This window comes from Aminobacter sp. BA135, assembly GCF_050859125.1.
Classification (GTDB): domain Bacteria; phylum Pseudomonadota; class Alphaproteobacteria; order Rhizobiales; family Rhizobiaceae; genus Aminobacter; species Aminobacter ciceronei.
Genome location: NZ_CP139572.1, coordinates 2875867 through 2899001, shown reverse-complemented (window position 1 = coordinate 2899001; position 23135 = coordinate 2875867). Strand labels below are relative to the sequence as shown.

Genomic DNA, 23135 nt, shown 5'->3' with positions numbered 1-23135 from the left:
CACAGGATGCGCCAGATGCCCACCTCGGAAGCTCCCCGCATATTCCCGACACTGCGCTACACCAATGCCGCCGGCATGATCGACTGGCTCGGCAAAGCCTTCGGCTTTTCCGTCCACGCCAAATACATGGATGGAATAGATGTCGGCCACGCCGAACTGGCGCTGGGCACATCGATGATCATGATCGGCTCGGTACGCGCCGACGCCTATGGCAGGATCGTCGGCGAGCCCGGCCAAAACGGCGGCAAGTCGATCTATCTCGCGGTCGAAGATGTCGACGCCGTCCATGCCAGGGCCAAGGCGGCAGGCGCCGACATCGTCCAGCAACTCACCGATCGCGATTACGGCAGCCGCGAGTTCATCTGCCGCGACCCCGAAGGCAATGTCTGGAGCGTCGGCACCTACTGGCCGAAAACAGGCGAACCGGCAGCCTGACAGCGGTCAACGCGCGGCAGCAAAAATCGCGTCGCAGTCGAGGTGGCGTTCGAGCTGTTCGGCAATCTCGTCGAGGGCGCGCTCGACTTCGGCGCGGTAGTCGATGCCGCCGCCCCTGATGCCGAGACTTTCGAGGAACCGCCCGCGGAAACCGTCTGCGCCGAACAGGCCGTGCATATAGGTGCCGAACACCTTGCCGTCGGCCGAGGTCGCACCATCGTCGACGCCGTTGATGACGGCTGTCGGCCTCACGCAATCGGCGCCCGTGGTCTTGCCGAGATGGATTTCGTAGCCGGACAGTGGCTCGCCATAACGCACCGAGCGCGCCTCGACATTGCGCACGGTCTTTTCCGGCGCCATCACCGTCTCGACGTCGAGCAGGCCGAGACCCTCGGCCCTGGTAACGCTGCCTTCGATGCCCAGCGGGTCGTGCACGACACGGCCGAGCATCTGGTAGCCGCCGCAGATGCCGACGACATGACCGCCGCGCCGGCGATGTGCCTCGAGGTCACGGTCCCAGCCATTGTCGCGGAATAGCAGCAGGTCGCCGATCGTCGATTTCGAGCCCGGAATGACCACCAGCCCGGCATCCTCTGGCAACCGCTGCCCTGGCGGCACGAACACCACTTCGACCTGCGGTTCGGCACGCAGCGGGTCGAGATCGTCGAAATTGGCGATGCGGCCGAGCATCGGCACGGCAACCTTGAGCGCCCGCTCTTCCCCGCCAGCCAGCCTTTCGAGGATCACCGAATCCTCAGAGGGCAACAGCGCCGCCGCCTTGAGCCACGGCACGACGCCGAAGCAGGGCCAGCCGGTGAACTGCCCGATCGCCTTGATGCCGTCGTCGAACAGGCTGGCATCGCCGCGAAACTTGTTGATCAGATAGCCGACGATCATGCGCCGATCGTTTTCCGGCAGGATCAGATGTGTGCCGGCAACCGAGGCAATGACGCCGCCGCGATCAATGTCGCCGACGAGAATGACGGGGACGTCGGCACGGGTGGCAAAGCCCATATTGGCGATGTCGCGCGGACGCAGGTTGATCTCGGCCGGCGAACCGGCGCCCTCGACGACGATCAGCTCGGCGCCCTCGCCCAGCTTCTGCCAGGAATCGAGCACGGCGCCCATCAGCTTGGGCTTCAGTTCCTGATAATCGCGCGCCTTGGCGTGACCAAAAACCTTGCCCTGCACCACAACCTGGCTGCCGATGTCGCTCTGCGGCTTGAGCAGCACCGGGTTCATGTGGATCGACGGCTTGACCCCGCAGGCTATCGCCTGAAGCCACTGTGCGCGGCCGATCTCGCCGCCGCCTGCTGCGCCGGGAATGTCGGCGACAGCGGCGTTGTTCGACATGTTCTGCGGCTTGAATGGCCGCACCTGCATGCCGCGATTGCGCGCCGCCCGGCACAGGCCGGCCACCAGCACCGTTTTGCCGACATCCGAGCCGGTGCCCTGCAGCATGATCGCCTTGGCCATGGTTCAGGCCCTTCCGCCAGCGGCTTTTCCTGAAACCGTCGACCTGGCCGCCAGCGGCCCGCCGCGCCAGAGATAGAGCGCCAGCAGCGGCTCGCCGCCGGTGCGCATGGCGTGGTTCACATTGGCGGCGTGGTGGATCACTTCGCCTGCATCGCGCGGGCCAAACGGCGCATCGCCCATTCGCCACGCCGTGCCGCCGGTCAGCGGGATGTAGATCTCTTCGGCAAGGTGGTGGTGGTCGGGATATTCGACATCAGGGCCAAGCACGAGGAAGCCGCCCGCCACCGTGTCGTTGGCATAGTGGCCGCGCGTGCCGAACATCTCCGCCCAGCCGTAATTGTCGAGGAAGCGCTGCCCGAAATCCGCTGCCGTGTAGGTCTGCCCCCAGTGCAGTGCGCCGCGATGCAGCGCCAGAAGCTCAGCCAACGGACGGCAACCGGCAGGCGCCAATTCGACGGCCCGGTCGAGAAGGCGTGCGCACGCGACAGCATGCGGCCTCAACGGACGCACGGGCATGTCCCAGTCGATGTCGCCGAGGAATTCGCCCACTGGCGCCACCGAATCGGTTGCCTCGAGAAAGCCTCTGAAGGCCTGCAGCAGCCCATCAAAATTTGTCGCCACGTTCGTTCTCGCCCATGCATTTGCGCACAGCCGCTCTGTTGAAGGTCGGGTTGCGCAGCCGCATCATTGGTCTAGATTGAGCCCCGCGCATAGCCAAAAAAACGACAGGGAGGCCGACATGGACGCCGCAATCGACGCGACCGCCGGTCAGTTTGAGCTCAACGAAGATCAGCTGGCCATCCGCGAAATGGCGGGCAGTTTCGCCGCCGAAAAGGTGGCGCCCTTTGCCCTTGAATGGGACAAGGCCAAGCACTTCCCCGAAGACGTCATCCGCGAAACCGGCCAGCTCGGTTTCGGCGGCCTCTACGTCAAGGAAGATGTCGGCGGCTCCGCCCTCACCCGCCTCGACGCCGTGCTGGTTTTCGAACAGCTGGCGCATGCCTGCCCGGGCTTCTCGTCCTTCATCTCGATCCACAACATGGCGGCTTCGATGATCGACCGCTTCGGCAACGAGGAGCAGCGCCAGCGCCTCCTGCCCAGGCTGACATCGATGGAATGGCTCGCCAGCTATTGCCTGACCGAGCCGGGTTCCGGTTCGGACGCAGCAGCACTCAAGACCAAGGCGGTACGCAGCGGCGGCAATGGCAGCGACTTCGTCGTCAACGGCACCAAGCAGTTCATCTCGGGCGCCGGCGACAGCGACGTCTATGTCGCCATGGTCCGCACCGGCGCCGACGGCCCCAAGGGCATTTCGACGCTTGTCATCCCCAAGGATGCGCCCGGCCTGTCCTTCGGCGCCAACGAGCACAAGATGGGCTGGCACCTGCAGTCGACCCGCCAGGTCATCTTCGACGATTGCAAGGTGCCGGCCGAAAACCTGCTTTCCGATGAGGGTGCAGGCTTCGGCATCGCCATGGCTGGCCTCGACGGCGGCAGGCTCAACATTGCCGCCTGCTCTGTCGGCGGCGCCCAGTCGGCGCTGGACAAGGCGCTGGCCTACACCGCCGAGCGAAAGGCCTTCGGCCAGACCATCGACCGCTTCCAGGCGCTGCAATTCCGCCTCGCCGACATGGAAACCGAGCTCCAGGCCGCCCGCCTGTTCCTTTATGCCGCCGCATCAAGGCTCGACCGCAAGGCGCACGACGCCTCGAAATGGTCGGCCATGGCCAAGCGTTTCGTCACCGACACCGGCTTCGACATTGCCAACGACGCCCTGCAGCTGCTCGGCGGCTACGGCTATCTGCACGACTACGGCATCGAGAAGCTGGTGCGTGACCTCAGGGTCCACCAGATCCTCGAAGGCACCAACGAGATCATGCGTGTCATCATCGCCAGGCATCTGATCGGAAAGTAGAAGGTCGAGGGCAGTAGGGGAGTAAGGCAATGAGGCAGTCGCTCAACCTTCACCACCTACTGCCCTATTCCCATACTGCCTCACTGCCCTACCCCCTTCCCACCGGAGGAACCAACCAATGACCACCATCGCCTTCATCGGACTGGGCAACATGGGCAATCCCATGGCCGCCAATCTCGTCAAGGCCGGCCACGCGGTGCTCGGCTTCGACCTGATGCCTGAGCATCTCGAGACGGCGCGCAACAACGGCGTCACCGTCATGGCCAATGCCGCCGCCGCCGCCAAGGACGCCGATGTGGTCATCACCATGCTGCCCGCGGGCAAGCATGTGCTTTCGGTCTATGAGGACATTGCGCCGAAGCTGAAGAAGGGCGCGCTGCTCATCGATTCCTCGACCATCGACGTCGATTCAGCCCGCAAGGCACATGCGATTGCCGCCAGCAATGGCCTGCTGTCGGTCGACGCGCCGGTCTCGGGCGGCACCGGCGGTGCCGCGGCCGGCACGTTGACCTTCATGGCCGGCGGCGCGCAGGCGGCGTTCGACGTGGCCGAGCCGGTGCTCAAGCCGATGGCCGGGCGCATCGTGCATTGCGGCGACGCCGGCGCCGGCCAGGCAGCCAAGATCTGCAACAACATGATCCTCGGCATTTCGATGATCGGCGTTGCGGAAGCCTTCGTGCTCGCTGAAAAGCTCGGCCTGTCGCATCAGGCGCTATTTGACGTCGCCTCGACCTCTTCGGGCCAGTGCTGGTCGCTGACATCCTATTGCCCGGTCCCCGGCCCGGTGCCGAATTCGCCTGCCAACCGCGACTACCAGCCCGGCTTTGCCGCAGCCCTGATGCTGAAGGACCTGAAGCTGTCGCAGGAAGCGGCGCAGCAGGCCGGTGCGGTCACCCCGCTCGGCGCCGAGGCAACCCAGCTCTATGCCCTGTTCACGGCTCTCGGACATGGCGGCACGGACTTCTCCGGCATCATCAGGTTCTTGCGTGGCGAGACGGCCTGACCAATCCAAAAAAGTTCAAAATTTAGGTTTGCTTAAGCTCTCGATAACCACGCGGTAACGATGTCCAGCTAAAACGGTTTGCAAGGGCGGGCTTCGCAGCCGCCTCTGGCTCCGGATCAGGTCTCGCGTACCGGAGCTGTAAACCTTCGCTGGTCAAGCGTCGCGAAGGGCCATGCGTAATAGTGGCAAAGCCGCGTTCCCGTCCGGGACGCGGTTTTTGCGTTGTGCCCGCCCTCATGTCCCGGATTTCGTCGCCAGCCGGCGAAAATTGGCGCGCACGCGCTTGCTGGCCGGCTTCAACGCGGCTGCAACGGACTTTTGCGCGGCAACGCCGTTCAGCACCGAGGGTGTGCGGCCCGACAGCACTTCCGGCCAGAACTGCAGCGCCGACTGGAAGTAGGATATCTGTGCTGCCACCATGCCTTCGGCCATGGCAGTCGTCTTTTCGGTTACCGCCGCCAGGCTTTCGCCATGCAGTGGCCCACCCTTGCGCGCTTCGGTCGCCATCATCGGCAACCGCATCGCCATGACCATCGGCGCCAGCATCAAATTGCCGGCAATGGCGCCGGATTGGCGCGAGGCCCTTGCCAATCGTCTATTCTTCATCTCGCGCACTCCGGTTTGCCCGGCCGATTATGCGCGCGAGCTTATTGTGCAGTGCACAATATAGACCTCGGCACTGTCATGAACAAGCCGAGCGCATCAGTCCCTTGGTTCGAACTGCACGTCGACCGGCGGCCGCAAGCCATTGGCGAGGCGGTTTGTCTCGTTGGCCATGCCGACAACGGCGAGCAATTCCATCAGCTGGGCTTCACTCATGCCCTTGCTGCGCGCCGCCGCCGTATGGGAGTAGGTGCAATATTCGCAGCCATTGGTCGCCGAAACGGCGATGTAGATCAGTTCCTTGGTCAGCGGATCGAGCGCGCCAGGCGCCATCACCTCACGAACCGACTCCCAGGTGCGCTTGAGCAGCGCCGGGTCATGCGCCAGCACCTTCCAGAAATTGTTGATCCAGTCGACCTTCCTGAAAGCCATGATGTCGTCATAGACGGCGCGGACCGCCTCGTTTGCATCCTCATACTGGATCAAAGGCACGATCGGCTTGCCGCTCATCTGTCGCTCCTGGGGTAGGCCGGGCAGAAATCCCCTGCCCGGCAATCTGGCATCAGGCTTTCCTGAGATCGGCTTCGGCAAGGTCGAGCGCCTTCAGCATACGGTCGCCGGCCATGTCGATGGTGGCGCGGGTCCATATCAGCGGCGGCGACAGGATCATCGAGTCACCGGTTGCGCGCATCATCATGCCGTTGGCAATCGCATGGTCGCGCACCACGACCGCGGCACTGCCGCCGGGTAAGAAGCGCTGCTTGGTCGCCTTGTCCTTGACGATCTCGATGGCGCCCATCAGGCCAACCGAACGGACTTCGCCGACGAGGCCGTGGCGAGCGATACGCTCCTTGAGCATCTCAGCGAAATACGGGCCGGTGTCGGTCTTCACCCGCTCGACCAGCCCTTCACGTTCGATGATCTCGAGGTTCTTGAGCGCCACCGCACAGGCCACCGGGTGACCGGAATAGGTGTAGCCGTGATAGAACTCACCGCCCTTCTCGACCAGCGTCGAGGCGATACGATCGCCGACAAGCAGCGCCGAAAGCGGCTGGTAGCCCGAGGTCAGCGCCTTGGCGGTGGTGATCGTGTCGGCCTCGATGCCGAAGGTCTGGGCCGCGAACCACTCGCCGGTGCGTCCATAGCCGGTGATGACCTCGTCGAGCATCAGGAGCACGTCATATTTGCGGCAGATTCGCTGGATCTCCGGCCAGTAGCTTGCCGGCGGGATCTTGACACCGCCCGCTCCCATGATCGGCTCGCCGATGAAGGCGGCGACATTGTCGGCACCGGCCTCCAGGATCGCATCCTCGACCGACCTGGCGGCACGCAGGCCGAAATCATCATCGCTCTCGCCGGGCAGCGCCAGTTCATAGGCGTAGGGCATCATCACATGGACGATGTTGGGCACCGCACCGCCAAGCTGCTGGTGCATGCCATCCATGCCACCGAGCGACGTGCCGGCGACAGTCGAGCCGTGATAGGCCATCTTGCGCGAGATGATGCGGTTCTTCTCGGGCTTGCCCTCGAGCGCCCAGTAGTGGCGTACCAGGCGTAGCGCCGTGTCGTTCGATTCCGAACCCGACGAACCATAGAACACCTGGTTGATGTTCCTGGGCGCCAGTTCCGCGAGCTTCCTGGACAGCAGCACCGGCGTCGGCGTCGAGCATTTGAAGAAGGAATTGTAGTAGGGCATCTCCTTCATCTGGGCGTAGGCCGCCTCGGCCAGCTCGTCACGGCCGTAGCCGACATTGACGCACCACAGGCCGGCCATGCCGTCGAGCAGTTCCATCCCTTCCGAATCGTAGATGAAAGGCCCCTCTGCGCGGGTGATCATGCGCGAGCCCGCCTCGCGCAGTTCCTTGTGGTCGGTGAACGGGTGGAGATGATGCGCGGCATCGATCTGCTGAAGCTGCTTCAGCGAATAGTTCTGATAAGTCATTGGCTTGTGCCTTTCTCTTGAATCAATCCGGCAGGCGCCGGGGCGGATTCGAGTTCAGGCGGGTGGCGAGTAGCCAATGCGCGCGCAAAGCCGCAGAAGCTCGGTGTGCCGCGTCCGCGGCGACGGCTTCGATGCGGCGTCCGCTGCCGGGGTATGAGCATGAAATGCGCACATGCCGGCACTCTAACCCGGCGTTTCGCCAATCTACAAGCGCCGGCCACAAGCCTGCCACAAGTGCTGGAAAAATCCTCTTTGCGCCTCATGGCGGGAATAGATCGGCCATGGCGAACGTTGACTGCCCGTGTGGCCGGCATTTTGCGGCCAACCCAGGGAGAACCATCATGAAGACCGTATTGTCCGCATTCGCCCTCCTGCTTGCGAGCTCAGCCCTCTCCTTCGCCGCCGAACCGGCCAAGATCGCCGAAGGCGCCGGCGGCAAGATGTACACCGACGCCAACGGCATGACGCTCTACACCTATGACAAGGACAGCGCCGGCAAGTCGGCCTGCAATGGCGACTGCGCCGTCAACTGGCCGCCGCTGATGGCTGCGGCCGACGCCAAGGACGAAGGCGACTGGACGGTCGTCACCCGCGACGACGGCTCCAAGATGTGGGCCTATGAAGGCAAGCCGCTCTACACCTTCGTCCAGGACAAGAAGGCCGGCGACGTCACCGGCGAGGGCAAGGGCGGCGTCTGGCACATCGCCAAGGCCGACTGACCTTTTGCTGCGCGACGGGGCCACCCCGTCGCGCAGCCCGCCCAAGTCCGCCCGGCCCTAATCCGTCTTGTGTCGCCGGACTGCAGCGCGATAGAGGGCGAAGGCCAGCAGGGTGACATTCAGGCTCGCCAGTACCGCCGGCAACCCGATCGGCCCGAAGGCCTGCATCACCAGCCCCGAACTTGGCGGCCCGACGATGCCGCCCATGCCCCACATCAGCGCAAACGCCGCGTTGCCGGCAACGAGCACGCTGCCGTTGAAGCGGTTGCCGAGCTCGACCAGGGCCATGGTGTAGACGCCGTAGCCCACGGCCCCCATCACCACGAGCACGGGCCAGATCAGCCTCGTCTCGATCAACAGCGGCAAAAGCACGGCGCAGATGGCCGTCGCCGCAGCGCAAAACAGGATCATGGCACGGCCGCCGACCCGTTCCGCCATCAGGCCAAGCGGAATTTGCAGGAGGATGTTGCCCATCGACAGTGCCGTCAGCATCGCGGCAAGCATTGCTTCGGGCAGCCCGTGACCGGCGCCGAAAACCGGCAGCAGCGAATAGGTGCTTTGCTGGTTGGCCGCCGAAACCAGCACGGCAAACAGCAGCGCCGGCGCAAGCGCCGCAAAGCCCAGAACGCCGCCCTTGGACTGGCCGTCATCCTCGAAGCCCGACAGATCCGACAAGATGCGCAGCACGGTGGCACAGGCGAGGAAGCCGACGATTGCAATGACGAAAGGTGTCCAGCCGGCAGTGCCGACGAAGGTCAGCACCAGCGGCCCGCTGGCATAACCGACCCCCATCAGCGTGTTGAACACGCCCATGACCCGCCCGCGCCGCGATGGCGGCGCCATCGACAGCGCCCACACCTCGCCGAGGATGTAGAGCGGGTTGATGACCACCCCGATCATGAAGCGCAGGACGAACCAGGCGAACCAGTCCTGGAGATAACCGATGAGCAGGAAGCAGATGGCAGCCGCGATCGAGCAGCCGACCGCCAGGTTTCTCGCGCCGACGAGGCGCACGGCCGCAGGCACGAAGGCGGCGGAGGCGATCAGGCCCAGCGGCATCATCGCCGCCGACAGGCCGATCATCGCCGGCGGCATGCCCTGTTTCTGCATCAGCAGCGAAAACAGTGGATAGCTCAGCCCTTGCGCTGCGCCAAACATCGCAAGTGCTGCGGTGACGCCGACAAGCGGTGCCCACCTGAGAGGCGGTTCGGCGGCGGTGGAAGCGGGAGCGGTCAAAGCAGTCACCAGGAGAATCGAATGACGGCGATCCTATAGATGATGCGCCCTGTGCCGGATGCTTCACCACGACGGAGAACGTCGGTCCAGTCCCATTCGGTCGCAGTCCCCACGGCACCCGTCGACGATGTCGTTTCCCTCGCGCTACTTGTCGCCACCTCCGCAATGAGCAGCACTGCCCCGGTCCATTATGCCTCCCGACACTGAAGCTTGCCGTGAGGATTCCATGACCGTGGCCCTGCAAACAGCCGAACAGGCTCCTGCCTCCGACCGCGCTCGCCGCGGCGGTCGTGCCGGCAAGCGCGCCGGCGGCGCCCAGGCATTCGAGCAGCCGCCTTTCCGCCAGCTCAAGATCCCGTTTGCACCGACCAGGCTGATCTCCGACGACGAGCTGGAGTCCATCCACCTTGCCTCATTGCGGGTGCTCAAGGAGATCGGCGTCGACGTGCTGCACGACGAGGCACGCCGCATCATGAAGGCCCATGGCGCCGACGTGCGCGACGGCACCGAGCGCGTCCGCTTCGATTCCGACATGATCCTCGAGTTGATCTCGCATGCACCGGCCGAGTTCACCCTGCATGCCCGCAATCCGGCCCACAATGTGCGCTTCGGCGGCAACAATCTCGTCATTTCGCAGATGGCGTCGGCGCCCAACTGTTCCGATCTCGATCGTGGCCGTCGCCCGGGCAACCAGGCCGACTACCGCAACTTCCTCAAGCTCGCCCAGATGCACAACATCCTGCAGACGACGGGCGGCTATCCTGTCGAACCGGTGGACATCCACCCCTCGATCCGCCATCTCGAATGCATCCGCGATCTGGCGACTTTGACCGACAAGGTGTTTCACATCTACTCGCTCGGCAAGGAGCGCAACGTCGACGGCATCGAGATCACCCGCATCGCCCGCGGCATTTCCCGCGAGCAGATGATGGCGGAGCCCTCGGTCTACACCATCATCAACACCAACTCGCCGCTGAAGCTCGACGTGCCGATGATGGAAGGCATCATCCAGATGTCGTCGATGGGCCAGGTGGTGATCGTCACCCCCTTCACCCTGTCAGGTGCGATGGCGCCCGTCACCATCGCCGGTGCTCTGGTGCAGCAGAATGCGGAGGCGCTCTCCGGCCTCGCCTTCACCCAGATGGTCAGGAAGGGCGCGCCGGTCGGCTATGGCGGCTTCACCTCCAACGTCGACATGAAATCGGGCGCCCCGGCCTTCGGCACGCCCGAATACATGAAGGCCCAGCTTGTCGGCGGCCAGCTCGCGCGCCGCTACAACATCCCCTACCGCACCTCCAATGTCTGCGCCGCCAACGCCGTCGACGCTCAGGCAGCCTATGAAAGCGTCTTCTCCTTGTGGGGCGCGATCCAGGGCGGCGCCAACTTCATGTTGCACGGCGCCGGCTGGCTCGAGGGCGGCCTTCGCTGCTCCTACGAGAAGATGATCCTCGACATCGACATGCTGCAGATGGTGGCCGAGTTCCTGACCCCGCTGGACCTGTCGGAAGACGCGCTCGCCGTCGACGCGATCCGCGACGTCGGCCCCGGCGGCCACTTCTTCGGCACCGCGCACACCCAGTCGCGCTACAAAAATGCCTTCTATTCGCCTGTTATCTCCGACTGGCGCAATTTCGAGACCTGGGCCGAGGCCGGCAGCCCGACGGCGGTAGAAAAGGCAAATCGTGTCTGGAAGGAGCGCCTTGCCTCCTACGAGGAGCCCTGGATGGACCCCGCCATCCGCGAGGAGCTCAACGCCTTCGTCGACAAGCGCAGGGCCGAAGGCGGCGCCCCGACTGACTTCTGATCGCCATCAAGCCGATTCAATTTCTTACAACTCGGACATAACCTTATGAAATCCCATGTGAAAGCAGTTGTCATCGGCGGCGGCGTTGTGGGCTGCTCGGTGCTGTATCACCTCGCCCGCGCCGGCTGGACCGACATCATGCTGATCGAGCGCTCGGAATTGACTTCCGGCTCGTCCTGGCACGCGGCCGGCGGCTTCCACACACTCAATGGCGACCCCAACGTCGCCAAGCTGCAGGCCTACACCGTCCAGCTCTACAAGGAGCTGGAGGAGATTTCCGGCCAGTCCTGCTCGCTGCACCTGACCGGCGGCGTCATGCTCGCCGACAGCCCCGAGCGCATGGACTTCCTGCGCCTGGCCCATGCCAAGGGCCGCTATCTCGGCATGGACACCGAACTCATCACGCCGTCCGAAGCCAAGAAAATGTTCCCGCTGATGGACGAAAAGCATTTCGTCGGCGCGATGTGGGATCCCGTCGAAGGCCATCTCGACCCGTCAGGCACAACCCATGCCTACGCCAAGGCGGCGAAGAAGCTCGGCGCCGAGATCGTGCTGCGCAACCCGGTCAAGGAACTGACGCAGGATCCCGACGGCACCTGGAACGTCGTCACCGAGCAGGGCACCGTCAGGGCAGAGCACGTGGTCAACTGCGGCGGCCTGTGGGCACGCGAGGTCGGCCGCATGGTCGGCGTCGAACTGCCGGTGCTGGCCATGGAGCACATGTACCTGCTGACCGAGCCGATGCCGGAGGTCGAGGCCTTCAACAAGGAAACCGGCCGCGAAATGATCGGCGTGCTCGATTTCAAGGGCGAGATCTACACGCGCCAGGAACGCAACGGCATCCTGCTCGGCACCTACGAGAAGGCCTGCAAGCCGTGGTCGCCTGTCAACACGCCGTGGGACTTCGGCCATGAGTTGCTTGCGCCCGACCTGGACCGCATCGCGCCGTCGCTGGAGATCGGCTTCCAGCACTTCCCCGGCATTGCGAACGCCGGCATCAAGCAGGTCATCAACGGTCCCTTCACCTTCGCCCCCGACGGCAACCCGCTGGTTGGCCCGGTCCAGGGCCTGACCAATTTCTGGGTCGCCTGCGGCGTCATGGCCGGCTTCAGCCAGGGCGGCGGTGTCGGCCTCGCTCTGTCGAACTGGATGGTCAACGGCGACCCGGGCTTCGACGTCTGGGGCATGGATGTCGCGCGCTGGGGCGAATGGGCCAGCCTGCGCTACACCAACGCCAAGGTGCGCGAAAACTACTCGCGCCGCTTCTCGATCCGTTTTCCGAATGAAGAACTGCCCGCCGCCAGGCCGGCCCAGACCACCCCGCTCTACGACACCATGGTCTCCAACAACGCCGTCATGGGCGACAGCTGGGGCCTGGAAACACCGCTGTGGTTCGCGCCTCAGGGAACCGAGCCCAAGGACATCGTCTCCTTCCACCGCTCCAACGATTTCGAGCATATCGGCAATGAGGTTCGTGCGACCCGCGACCGCGTCGGCGTGACCGAGATCGCCAATTTCGCCAAATACGAAGTGTCAGGCCCGGCATCGGAGGATTTCCTCAACCGGCTGATGACCAACCGCATGCCGAAGAAGGGCCGCATCGTGCTGACGCCGATGCTGAACCAGTTCGGCCGGCTGATCGGCGACTTCACGATTGCCAAGACTGGCGACGACAAATTCATGATCTGGGGCTCGTCGGCGGCGCAGAAGTATCACATGCGCTGGTTTGAACAGCATCTGCCCAAGGACGGATCGGTGCGCATCCACCGCTTCGACCAGACGCTCGTCGGCCTGTCGATTGCAGGCCCGAAGTCGCAGGCGTTGCTGGCCAAGCTGGTCGACGAGGACGTCTCCAGCAAGGCCTTCCGCTTCATGGATTTTCGCGAGATGGCCGTCGGCGGTGCACCCTGCTTGGTCAACCGCATCACCTATACCGGCGACCTCGGCTACGAGATCTGGATGGCGCCGGCCTACCAGCGCCTCGTCTACAAGGCGATCAAGGACGCCGGCGAAGAGTTCGGCATCGTCGATTTCGGCATGCGGGCACTTTTGTCGATGCGCCTCGAAAAGAACTTCCCGACCTGGTTCCGCGAGCTTCGCCCGATCTATGGGCCGTTCGAGGGGTCGATGGAGCGCTTCATCAAGCTCGAAAAGAACGACTTCATCGGGCGCGAGGCGGCCGCCAGGGAGCACGCCGAGGGGCCAAAGCTGCGCCGCGTCTCCTTCTATGTCGACGCGCAGGACGCCGATGTGATGGGCGACGAGCCGATCTGGGCCAAGGTCGGCGCCAAGGATTTCGGCACGATCGAAAAGCCGCACGGCTATGGCGCACCGCGCTTCGATGAGACCGGCAAGGAAGTGCGCGGTTCGGACGCCGCATCAGGCGCATCCGCCGTGCGAGGCATCGTCGACGGCGACTGGCGTGTGGTCGGCTGGGTGACGTCGGGTGGCTATGCCCATTATGTCCGGAAGTCGATGGCCCAGGGCTACGTGCCCGCTGCGCTTGCCGAAAACGAGGCGGAAGGTCTGTTCGAGATCGAGATCCTCGGCCACCGCCGCCCCGCCCGCATCAATGTCGAGCCGCCGTTTGATCCGAGCGGTGACAAGATGCGGGGATAGTTCGGCCCCAAGCAAGAGACTGGGAACGCACATGCTCTACGTTGCCCCCCTCTGTCCTGCCGGACATCTCCCCCACAAGGGGGGAGATTGGCTGTCAGATGCCTCTCGCCCGAATTCGAGCGATCCAAGAAGAGCGCCAAAACCTCAACTGCTGATCTCCCCCCTCGTGGGGGAGATGTCCGGCAGGACAGAGGGGGGCGCGAAAGGACCATACATTCGGCCACTTGCGGGGCATTGATGGATACCCCTGCGAAAAACGGCAATTTCGGCCGCCACCGCAAGATCATGCCGTTCGAGCCGGGTTCCGTGGACGATTTGCGCGAGCAGGCACGCACCAAGGCGGCTGGGCTCAACAGCCACGTTCTGGGTTATGGAGCGCAGGCCGAGGCCGAATGGGCGACGGCGGGCATTGCTGCACCCGACATGCCGGCCCTGCGAAAATACCGGCTGGAGCGCATCCGCGCCGAGCTCGTGCGGCGAGGTTATGCCGGCGCCCTGCTCTACGATCCCGTCAACATCCGCTACGCCACCGACTCGACCAACATGCAGCTATGGGTGGCCCACAACCCGACCCGTCACTGTTTCGTCGCCACCGACGGCCCGGTGGTGCTGTTCGACTATTTTTCCTGCGAGCACCTTTCCGATCATTCCGAAGTCGTCGACGAGGTTCGCCCGGCAGTGTCGTGGATGTATCTCTACGGTGGCGAACTGACGGAAATGAAGGTCGAGCGTTGGGCGCAAGGCATCGCCGATGTCGTTCGCCAGCACGGCGGCGGCGTCACGCGTATTGCCGTCGACCATCTCGACCATGAGGGCGTCGACGCGCTGGCACGGCTTGGCATTTCGGTCGGCAATGGCGAGGCGGTGATGGAGAACGCCCGGCTGATCAAGTCGCCTGACGAAATTCTCTGCATGCGCCGTTCGATCGTCGCCTGCGAAGCGGCGATGGGCGAGATGGAAGCGGCGCTCCGGCCGGGCATCTCCGAGAACGAACTCTGGGCCGAACTGCATCGCGGCAACATCGCCCGCGGCGGCGAATGGATCGAAACACGGCTCCTGGCATCCGGACCGCGCACCAATCCATGGTTCCAGGAGTGCTCGTCGCGTGTGGTCGAGGCGGGCGATCTCGTCGCCTTCGACACCGACCTCATCGGCCCCTACGGCTTCTGCGCCGACCTGTCGCGCACTTGGCTGTGCGGCGACGGCGCGCCCACCGACGAGCAGCGCGACCTATACCGGATCGCCGCCGACCAGATCGCTCAAAACACGGCACTGCTGAAACCCGGCATCGGCTTCCGCGACCTCGTCGAACGCGCGGCCGTGCCGCCGCCCGACTGCTACCCGGCGCGTTATGGCGTTCTCTTCCACGGTGTTGGCCTCGCCGACGAATATCCCACCCTGCCCCACGCCTCAGACTGGACGGCCGATACGCCGGACGGCGTGCTCGAGCCCGGCATGGTGGTCTGCGTCGAGAGCTATATCGGCCGCCTCGGCGGGCATGACGGCATCAAGATCGAGGAGCAGATCCTGATCACCGAGACAGGCTACGAGCAGTTGTCCAGCTATCCCTTGGACAAATGCCTGCTCGGCCAATGAAAAACGCCGGGGCGAACCCCGGCGTCGACCTTTTTCCGATTGGACTGAGGATCAGGCCTTTTGCGAGGCCGGCTTGGCCGCAGCCTCGTCCTCCGTCATGCGTGAAAAGTAATTGGCGACGAGCGCGCCCGAAATGTTGTGCCAGACGCTGAACACCGCACTCGGAACGGCGGCCAGCGGCGAGAAATGCGCGTTGGCGAGAGCGGCGCCCAGTCCGCTGTTCTGCATGCCGACCTCGATGGCAATCGCCTTGCGCTTGGCCAGCGACAGGCCAGCGGCGCGCGCGGCGAAATAACCGAGCAACAGACCGAAACCGTTGTGCAGCACGACGACGGCGAAGATCATCAGGCCGGATTGGGCGATATTGGCCTTGTTGACGGCAACGACGGCCGACACGATCAGCACGATGCCGGCGACGCTGACGAGCGGCAGCATCGGCACGGCCGCCTTGACCAGCGACGGCGCCAGCTTCTGCAACACGAAGCCAAGCGCCAGCGGCACCAGGATGACCTTCACGATCGACAGGAACATGCTCATCGCGTCGACCGGCAGGTACTGGCTGGCAAACATCCAGACGAGGAACGGCGTTATGACAGGCGCGAGCAGCGTGGTCACGCTGGTGCAGGCGACCGACAGAGCGACATCGCCCTTGCCGAGATAGGTCATGACGTTGCTGGCGGTACCGCCGGGGCAACAGCCGACGAGGATCACACCGGCGGCGACTTCCGCCGGCATCGGGACGACCATCGTCAGCAGCACGGCCAGAAGCGGCATGATGAGAAACTGACCGAGCACGCCGATGGCGACGTCGAACGGACGGCGGGCGACCTCGGAAAAGTCCTTGGCCGAGATGGTCAGGCCCATGCCGAACATGATGATGCCGAGCAGAACGACGATCCACGGCGCGAAGATGCTGAAGGTCGACGGCAGCAAGAAGCCGAGCACGGCGAACACGATCACCCAGATGGCAAAACTGCGGCCGATGAAATTTGAGAATGCGGCAATTGTTTTCACGGCGGGTCCTTGGGAGGATTCTCCTTGAGGGGTGAACTTTTGTCGTCAGGAACGACACAAAGTTGCGCCCTTTTCCCGCCAAAGCGCATGATTGGCAACCAAAATCGACCGCTTGCGACTTTTTCCCAATGACGTGACGTCACTGGGTTCGCATCCGGGCGACGGCATGGTCCATTTCAAATTTGATGATCGATGCCTAGGCCGGCATCCAGGTCAGTGGCGACGACAGCGCGGTAATGTAGGGCAGGCCCTTGCGCTTGGCCGTCCAGCCGACCACGATCATCTCGCGTGACGCCGGCTCGAAACGTTGCGCCAGCGCCCAGCTCTGGCAGTCAATGGTGGCAACATCTGCCCGACCTTCGGCGATCGCGACGATCGAATTGCGATGCCCGCCGCTTTCGATCCGATCGGAGAATATCCTGAGGCCCTCGCCAAAGGCGGCAAGGTCGCGCGAAATGCCGATGAAGCCTGACATCGAGTCGTGGCTGTTGAAGGCAAGGCGCTTGTCGCGGATCAGCTCAAGCGGGATCAGCGGCAGGTCGCCGTCGGGTGCATGTGCATGGTCAGCGGTCACCGAGCCACGGCGCATGACGATGGCGCTGGAATAACAATTGCCGCTGCCGCCTTCGACACCATCGTAGGTCGGCTGGCCCAACACCCGCACCTGGCCGCCGAGCCCAGTGGTTTCCATGGGCCCCCAGCACGTCTGGCCAAAAAGCAGCTTGGGATGCCGCCACAATGTCGGCAGGTCCAGTTGCTCGGGGGGCAATGTTGCCGGATCTGGCGCGATGACAGCGCCCGCGGCATCGCGGATACCACCGGCAACCGGCGGCATGTCGGCATTGCGCCGGACAAGGGCTTCGGGCGCGGGGATCCCGTGCTGGCAGATCAGGGTTCGCAGCCGGGCCCATTGCGCGTCGACCTCGCCGCGCATCTCGGGCCAGTCATACATGGGCAGTGCGGCGATGAAGTCGCTCATTGCGTCATTTCAGGCTTGAACGCGGAAAATGGCAAGCGGCAGGTGAGCTTTATTCCTTCGGCGGCTCCGCCGGCACCGGCGCGGTTCCAAGCCCGTTGACGTTGCGCGCCCTGACGCGCGGCACAAACGCCCTGCCCGGTTCGGGCGCGCGGCGCAGGGCGGGATGGCACACCGGCTCCTTGGCACGGAAGGCATAGGCTTTGACCAGCGCGAAATAGTTCGGATAGGCATAACCCTTGTTCATCCGGAGCCACTCCTCGCGGCGCGCACGAAACAGGTCCGGCAGCTTGTACCAGGCGACGGTCGGGCTCTTGTGGTGGACGAAATGCAGGTTGTTGTTGAGAAACAGGATCGACAGCGGCGAGCGCTCGACAATGATTGTCCGCCCCTCGGGGTGCTCCGACCACTGGTGCTCGGCAAAGGTGCGGATCGAGATCAGCGAATGGCCGAGCCACACAGGCACCAGAATGTAGAGCCAGAGCGGCACGCCGAAACCGAACTTGATGACCGGCACGACGATCGCGAGGCCGGCGGCGTGCAGAAGCCAGGCTTTGCGGACTACCTTGTCGCCTGACGCAATCGCTTTGGCGTCGTCGATGAAGAAGCCGATGCAGGACAGCAGCGGCCCGAGCACAAAGCGACCGGCCATGGTGTTGTTGATCCGGAGCACCAGCTTCATCGCCTCCGGCAGATCGTCATGCTGCCACAGCGCGCGGTAGTAGCTCTCGGGATCGTCGAACGGGTCGGTCAGCTTCTCGTCTGCATGGTGGCGCAGGTGAATTGTCTTGAAGCGGCGGTAGGGCCACAGCAACCCGATGGGCAGCGACACCAGCGCCTCGTTGATGCGCGCGTTGCGGGTCGGGTGGCCGTGCAGCACCTCATGCACCAGCGACGACTGCAGCGCCACCGTCAGCACCATCAGCACCAGCGCGGCAACCGGATAGCTGGGCCACACCAGCAGTCCCGCCACAAGCCAGGCACCGTAGCAGGCGGCGATCAGAAACACCGTCGGCCATTCGACCCTGGTGGTCGTGCCGCGTTTGTTTCCCCTGTTAGCCATGCTGCTGCCTGCTGTCCTTGGATGCCTGGAACTCGATGATTCCTGACATAATGCTGTCAGTAGCCTTGCGTTTCTGCAACGAGACAATGCGCACAGATTGTTTACATTGCGCCGCTTAAGCCGCAGGTGTTACACTTAGTAAACAAACTGGAAGATGAATCTATTTTCCGCGGGCGCCTTGCCTGCGTTCCGCAAAACCATTCCACCTTTGGGCAGGCCATGGACAAACGCGATCTATCCGAAGTTTTCCGCGAGCGCCTCAAGGCGTTGGTCCAACGCTCCGGCCTCAATCAGTCTGCCTTTGCCACATCGGTCGGCATCGACCGCTCGGCGCTGTCGCAGCTGCTTTCGGGGGCAACGATAAGGCTCCCTCGCGCCGAAACCCTGCTGACAATCGCATCCGCTCACAAGGTTTCGCTCGACTGGCTGCTTGGCCTCAGCCAGGACGAAGGGGTTACAGGCGAAATCCGCGAAAGCCTCGAGATCGAGGAGGCATCGGGCGGTTTCGAACGCACGCTGATCGCCAAATGGCATGCCGAGGCCGCCGGCACCAAGATCCGCTACGTGCCCGCCGGCATCCCCGACCTGCTGCGCACCGAAACGCTCATCGACTACGAGGCCGGCATCTCCAACAAGAGCCGCGAGAGCCAGGCCGGCGAGACGCAGTATCGCATCGACTACAACCGCCGGCCCGAGACCGACATGGAAGTCTGCATGCCGCGCCACACGCTCGAGATTTTTGCGCGTGGCCTTGGCGTCTGGTCGGGTTTTCCAGACAAGGACCGCAAGCAGCAGCTCCGCCACATGGCCGACCTTCTCGACGATCTCTACCCGACATTCCGGCTGTTCCTGTATGACGGCCGCATGCGCTATTCCGTGCCCTACACGATCTTCGGCCATTCCCGCGCGGCGATCTATGTCGGCGACATGTACCTCGTGCTCTATGCCACCGATCCGATCAGGACGCTGACCCGCCATTTCGACAATCTGATCCGCGCCGCCGACATCAACGCCCACGAGACCGCGGCCTTCGCGCGACGGCTGGCGGTGGCGTCGTTCCCAGCAAGTTGGGGTTGACCGCTCGGTTGAATTTCGTGCTCCGATACGGCAGCGCGCCGCGCATCCCCGAGGAAACCCATGCCACATCATGACCGTGTCGTCGTACCCGCCCAATCGGGCCGTTCCATTCGTGTCTCCAGCGGCGACCTGGTCCGCATCATCGACATCAAGGGCCAGCAGGTCGCCGACCTCTGGGCGTTCACGCCCGACATGAAGGACTGGCTCAGCACCTCCAACACCCGCGATATCGGCGAGCGGCTGTTTCCCAAGACGGGCGAACATTTCTACGGCACGACGGGAAACAAACTGCTGACCCTGGTCGAAGACGCCTCTCCCGGCCCGCACGACATGCTCTACCCCGCCTGCAACCACGCCCTTTATGTCCGTGCCGGCTTCGATGAACATCCCAGTTGCCAGGACAATCTGCACAAGGCACTTGCCTCGGAAGGGCTTGCCTTGCCCTTCACGCCGGACCCGGTCGACCTGTTCCAGAACTCGCTGCCGCAGCCCGATGGCAGCATCGACGTCTTCGCCTCGGTCAATCCGCCCGGCGGTTCCGTCACCCTGCGCGCCGAATGCGACCTGCTGCTCGTCGTCACCGCCTGCTCGGTCGATCATTATCCGACCAATGGCGGCGTCTGCACCGAGATCGCGGTCGAGGTGACGCCGGCAGCATGGCCGGCCATGCAAACGCGTTGACTGGACATAAAGACTTCTTTATATCCTTATCCAATCTCCTGATATGAAAGTCGCTGCGATGACGACCAATCCGATCGATGCCCTGCTGGCCGAAAAGGGCGTGCTGCTCGCCGATGGCGCGACCGGCACAAACCTGTTTGCCATGGGCCTCGAGGCCGGCGAAGCACCCGAGCTGTGGAATGAAAGCGCGCCCGAGAAGATTTCGACGCTGCACCGGAAGTTCGTCGAGGCCGGCGCCGACATCATTCTCACCAATTCGTTTGGTGGCACCCGTCACCGGCTCAAGCTGCATCACGCACAGGATCGCGTGCACGAACTCAACAAGCGCGCTGCCGAAATCGCCCGTGGCGTTGCCGACAAGGCCGGCCGCAAGGTTATCGTCGCCGGCTCCGTCGGCCCGACGGGCGAGCTTCTGGTTCCGCTTGGTGCCATGACCTATGACGAGGCTGTCGATGCATTCGCCGAACAGATCGAAGGCCTCAAGGCCGGCGGCGCCGAAGTCGCATGGATCGAAACGATGTCCGCGCCGGACGAAATCCGTGCGGCGGCGGAAGCTGCCATTCGCGTCGGCCTGCCCTACACCTACACCGGCTCGTTCGACACCGCCGGCCGCACCATGATGGGCCTGCTGCCCAAGGACATCCACGGTGTCGTCGACGGCCTTGCCCAGACGCCGCTTGGCGTTGGCGCCAATTGCGGTGTCGGCGCCTCCGACATCCTGGCCTCGCTGCTCGATATGAGCGACGCCAGGCCGGATGCGACGATCATCATCAAGGGCAATTGCGGCATCCCGGAATTCCGCGGCACCGAGATTCACTATTCGGGCACGCCGGAACTGATGTCGGACTATGTCCGCCTCGCTGTCGACGGCGGCGCCAGGATCATCGGCGGCTGCTGCGGCACCTCGTTCGAGCATCTGGCCGCCATGCGCAAGGCGCTCGACGCCCACAAGAAGGACGTTCGTCCGACCGTCGAGGCAATCGTCGAGCGCATCGGCCCGATGCGCAACAAGCTGGCGGCGCCGAACACCACGGAAACCAGCGAAGGCCGCCGCGAACGCCGTCGCCGCGGCTGAGGCTTTTTCTGATCAGCTGTTTTCTTCGTATCGCGCGAGTGCCGACTTGATGTCGGTGCCCGCGCCTTCGACTGGGCGCATCATCATCACGGCGTCCGATGTGCGCACATCGCCCAACTTCTCCATCGCCAGCCGGAAGCGCTCATTGTTGAGCGCCGACCATGCCGTGCGATGGGCGTCATCGACATCGCTCAGGCGGGAACGCGAGGAACTCGGGGTCGAGACCGGCAACGCCTGCTGGACAGGCTTGGCGGGCACATAGATGTGGCTGCTGGTGGCAGGCGCCGGCGCCTGTGCCGCAGCATCTGCCACGGCGTCGCTATTGCGGTTGGCAGCCTCCGGCCGGGTCGGCATCGCCAAGGCATCGGCGGTGCGAGCAATTGAAACCGCACCCGCCATCACACGTCCAACCAGCATTCTCAAACCACCCCTTGTACACCCGCAGCTGTATTAGCCGGGGATCGTTGCGATCGGGTTCCGGGGCGAATTGGCTTTTGATTCAAATTGTCGGAAACGGCCCGCAAATCTGGCCATTTGCAGGGTTTTGCACAGAAAAAGCTCCCGCCTTGCGGCGGGAGCTCGGGCAGTTCTGGGGCTTTTTGGAATCACAGGTCTTCGAGGTCGCGCCGCGCCTTCTTCAGGATCTCGCGCGCCTTCTCAGCCTGTGCGGCGGTCAGCGAACCGCTGCGCAGTCGGCTGAACACAGCGAAGTTCAGCGCCTTGACTTCGTCGCCGAGGGCGACGCCGCTGACCTGCGTCGAGTTTTCCTCGATCTGGCCATTGATCTTGGCGAGCTCGGCGGCGTTTTCATCGAGATATGCCTGGCCCGCCTCGGTGATCGAGTAGAGCTTCTTGTTGCCATTGGCGACGGAGACGACGAGGTCCGCCTCCTCCAGCATCTGCAGCATCGGATAGATCGCGCCCGGGCTCGGGCTGTAGGCGCCCTGGAACTTGGCCTCCAGCGCCTTGATGATGTCGTAGCCATGGCGCGGCTCTTCGGCAATCAGGCCAAGCACGACCAGGCGCAGCGCGCCGGGATCGAACATGCGCGGGCCGCGTCCGCCGAAGGGACCGCCACGATGTCGGCCGAAGGGACCGCCGCGGCCATGTCGGCCGCCGCCCCTGCCGCCTTCATTCTGGCCCGACATGGACCATTCTCCACGGCAACGATCGTTGAAATTCGGGTGGTTGAACATGTGAGTACCTCTCCAGGATGTTTGCTTCATGTCGCTATATCTATTCAACGATATATCTTTTGCAAGATAGAACGTAAGGAATTTTTCGCGCCGCTCTGCGAACGCGTGCGGAAACAGCCCGGAAGGGAGCGCCCTCCCCAGTCCGATTGAAGGTCGATTTCAGCTTGTTTTCAGCCGCTTACGGCTGGATCGAGATGTCCTCGCAGGGCCACGCCGTCGCAATGGAATTTCGCTCCGTCCGGCACCTAGGCGCCGACAACCATGTCGCCCAGAACATGACTGAAGTGCTTTTCCTGCCGTTCCAGCCACGCGTAAGCCTGCGGCCAGTTGGCCGGATCTGTCATCGCGACCGGATGGTTGGACAGGTAGCACAGCGCGTATTCGCCGCGCAGGCTGACGCCCAGCGCCTTGCCCAATGCGGGCTCGAAGGCGGTCAGCCGGTTCGCGGTTGTGGCATAACCCTCGCCGCGTTGGCCCCTGACGAACAGCCCGACGCTGCGATTGGTCAAGTAGAGCGAAACCACCAGATCGTCGGCGATATGCCGCCAGCGCGAATAGAGGCTGCCATGGCGTATCCGGGGATCGTTGCGGCGGGCGAGATAACAGTCCCAGAAAACCTTGATCTCGCGCGACGACAGCGAGCGCAGCCCGCCATGCGCAATATCCCATTCGTCCAGTTGCCGGTCGGCCATCACTAGTCTCCGA

General features: G+C 63.8%; 22 protein-coding genes. 10 read left to right on the top strand and 12 right to left on the bottom strand.

The annotated features are described in order from the left end of the window. The first annotated feature begins 15 nt into the window (after positions 1-15). On the top strand, positions 16-435 hold the full coding sequence (locus SLT36_RS14070) for a VOC family protein (RefSeq protein WP_432283214.1): 420 nt from the start codon (positions 16-18) through the stop codon (positions 433-435). 6 nt (positions 436-441) lie between these two features. Here SLT36_RS14070 and SLT36_RS14065 read toward each other — a convergent pair whose 3' ends face one another. Continuing rightward, entirely contained in the window at positions 442-1911 is a 1470-nt protein-coding gene (locus SLT36_RS14065) for a cobyric acid synthase (RefSeq protein ID WP_432283213.1), read from the bottom strand. 3 nt (positions 1912-1914) lie between these two features. Next, a complete protein-coding gene (locus tag SLT36_RS14060) occupies positions 1915-2532 on the bottom strand; it encodes a dimethylsulfonioproprionate lyase family protein (protein WP_432283212.1) in 618 nt (205 codons plus the stop codon). Between the two features lie 118 nt (positions 2533-2650). On the opposite strand from SLT36_RS14060, the gene SLT36_RS14055 reads away from it, so the two are divergent. After that, positions 2651-3826 (top strand): isobutyryl-CoA dehydrogenase, encoded by a 1176-nt coding sequence (locus tag SLT36_RS14055; protein ID WP_432283211.1) that lies wholly within the window; start codon positions 2651-2653, stop codon positions 3824-3826. 118 nt (positions 3827-3944) lie between these two features. Next, on the top strand, positions 3945-4829 hold the full coding sequence (gene mmsB, locus SLT36_RS14050) for a 3-hydroxyisobutyrate dehydrogenase (protein WP_432283210.1): 885 nt from the start codon (positions 3945-3947) through the stop codon (positions 4827-4829). A 234-nt stretch (positions 4830-5063) separates the two neighbouring features. On the opposite strand, the gene SLT36_RS14045 is transcribed toward mmsB, so the two are convergent. The 3 genes from SLT36_RS14045 to SLT36_RS14035 all read right to left on the bottom strand — a co-directional run bounded on the left by SLT36_RS14045 (position 5064) and on the right by SLT36_RS14035 (position 7374). Further along, a complete protein-coding gene (locus tag SLT36_RS14045; RefSeq protein WP_263006746.1) occupies positions 5064-5435 on the bottom strand; it encodes a hypothetical protein in 372 nt (123 codons plus the stop codon). Between the two features lie 96 nt (positions 5436-5531). Then, positions 5532-5942: a carboxymuconolactone decarboxylase family protein gene (locus SLT36_RS14040; protein ID WP_115731674.1), complete on the bottom strand. Its 411-nt coding sequence runs from the start codon at positions 5940-5942 to the stop codon at positions 5532-5534. A gap of 52 nt (positions 5943-5994) precedes the next feature. After that, positions 5995-7374 carry an aspartate aminotransferase family protein gene (locus SLT36_RS14035; RefSeq protein WP_432283209.1) on the bottom strand — a complete coding sequence of 460 codons (1380 nt, stop codon included), beginning with the start codon at positions 7372-7374 and terminating at the stop codon, positions 5995-5997. A 341-nt stretch (positions 7375-7715) separates the two neighbouring features. Between SLT36_RS14035 and SLT36_RS14030 the strand changes: the two genes are divergently transcribed. Next, positions 7716-8093, top strand: a complete 378-nt coding sequence (locus tag SLT36_RS14030) for a COG4315 family predicted lipoprotein (RefSeq protein WP_067961015.1) — start codon at positions 7716-7718, stop codon at positions 8091-8093. A gap of 57 nt (positions 8094-8150) precedes the next feature. On the opposite strand, the gene SLT36_RS14025 is transcribed toward SLT36_RS14030, so the two are convergent. After that, on the bottom strand, positions 8151-9251 hold the full coding sequence (locus SLT36_RS14025; RefSeq protein WP_432288336.1) for an MFS transporter: 1101 nt from the start codon (positions 9249-9251) through the stop codon (positions 8151-8153). A gap of 304 nt (positions 9252-9555) precedes the next feature. On the opposite strand from SLT36_RS14025, the gene SLT36_RS14020 reads away from it, so the two are divergent. From SLT36_RS14020 to SLT36_RS14010, 3 genes are all read left to right on the top strand, one after another. Beyond that, complete coding sequence (locus SLT36_RS14020) at positions 9556-11133, top strand: trimethylamine methyltransferase family protein (RefSeq protein WP_432283208.1); 1578 nt, start codon at positions 9556-9558, stop codon at positions 11131-11133. A 45-nt stretch (positions 11134-11178) separates the two neighbouring features. After that, positions 11179-13752 carry a GcvT family protein gene (locus tag SLT36_RS14015; RefSeq protein ID WP_432283207.1) on the top strand — a complete coding sequence of 858 codons (2574 nt, stop codon included), beginning with the start codon at positions 11179-11181 and terminating at the stop codon, positions 13750-13752. Between the two features lie 237 nt (positions 13753-13989). Next, positions 13990-15348: a M24 family metallopeptidase gene (locus tag SLT36_RS14010; RefSeq protein WP_432283206.1), complete on the top strand. Its 1359-nt coding sequence runs from the start codon at positions 13990-13992 to the stop codon at positions 15346-15348. Positions 15349-15399: 51 nt separating this feature from the next. On the opposite strand, the gene SLT36_RS14005 is transcribed toward SLT36_RS14010, so the two are convergent. The 3 genes from SLT36_RS14005 to SLT36_RS13995 all read right to left on the bottom strand — a co-directional run bounded on the left by SLT36_RS14005 (position 15400) and on the right by SLT36_RS13995 (position 18401). After that, complete coding sequence (locus SLT36_RS14005) at positions 15400-16362, bottom strand: bile acid:sodium symporter family protein (RefSeq protein ID WP_432288202.1); 963 nt, start codon at positions 16360-16362, stop codon at positions 15400-15402. Positions 16363-16558: 196 nt separating this feature from the next. Further along, on the bottom strand, positions 16559-17341 hold the full coding sequence (locus tag SLT36_RS14000) for a phosphate/phosphite/phosphonate ABC transporter substrate-binding protein (RefSeq protein ID WP_432288201.1): 783 nt from the start codon (positions 17339-17341) through the stop codon (positions 16559-16561). Between the two features lie 49 nt (positions 17342-17390). Beyond that, positions 17391-18401, bottom strand: a complete 1011-nt coding sequence (locus SLT36_RS13995; protein ID WP_432288199.1) for a fatty acid desaturase — start codon at positions 18399-18401, stop codon at positions 17391-17393. Between the two features lie 219 nt (positions 18402-18620). On the opposite strand from SLT36_RS13995, the gene SLT36_RS13990 reads away from it, so the two are divergent. The 3 genes from SLT36_RS13990 to bmt are packed head-to-tail and all read left to right on the top strand — an operon-like array spanning position 18621 to position 21234. After that, on the top strand, positions 18621-19478 hold the full coding sequence (locus SLT36_RS13990; protein WP_192315756.1) for a helix-turn-helix domain-containing protein: 858 nt from the start codon (positions 18621-18623) through the stop codon (positions 19476-19478). Between the two features lie 60 nt (positions 19479-19538). Next, positions 19539-20159, top strand: coding sequence for a DUF1989 domain-containing protein (locus SLT36_RS13985; RefSeq protein ID WP_432288197.1), 621 nt, complete (start codon positions 19539-19541; stop codon positions 20157-20159). A gap of 58 nt (positions 20160-20217) precedes the next feature. Further along, positions 20218-21234, top strand: a complete 1017-nt coding sequence (gene bmt / locus SLT36_RS13980; RefSeq protein ID WP_432288196.1) for a betaine--homocysteine S-methyltransferase — start codon at positions 20218-20220, stop codon at positions 21232-21234. Positions 21235-21246: 12 nt separating this feature from the next. Here the strand turns inward: bmt and SLT36_RS13975 are convergent, their stop codons facing one another. From SLT36_RS13975 to SLT36_RS13965, 3 genes are all read right to left on the bottom strand, one after another. Then, positions 21247-21651: a hypothetical protein gene (locus SLT36_RS13975; protein ID WP_432288195.1), complete on the bottom strand. Its 405-nt coding sequence runs from the start codon at positions 21649-21651 to the stop codon at positions 21247-21249. 188 nt (positions 21652-21839) lie between these two features. Next, the gene (locus SLT36_RS13970; RefSeq protein ID WP_245431992.1) at positions 21840-22382 is read right to left on the bottom strand and encodes a PadR family transcriptional regulator; all 543 of its coding nucleotides are present in this window, start codon (positions 22380-22382) and stop codon (positions 21840-21842) included. 293 nt (positions 22383-22675) lie between these two features. After that, the gene (locus SLT36_RS13965) at positions 22676-23122 is read right to left on the bottom strand and encodes a hypothetical protein (RefSeq protein WP_432288194.1); all 447 of its coding nucleotides are present in this window, start codon (positions 23120-23122) and stop codon (positions 22676-22678) included. Between the last annotated feature and the right edge of the window lie 13 nt (positions 23123-23135).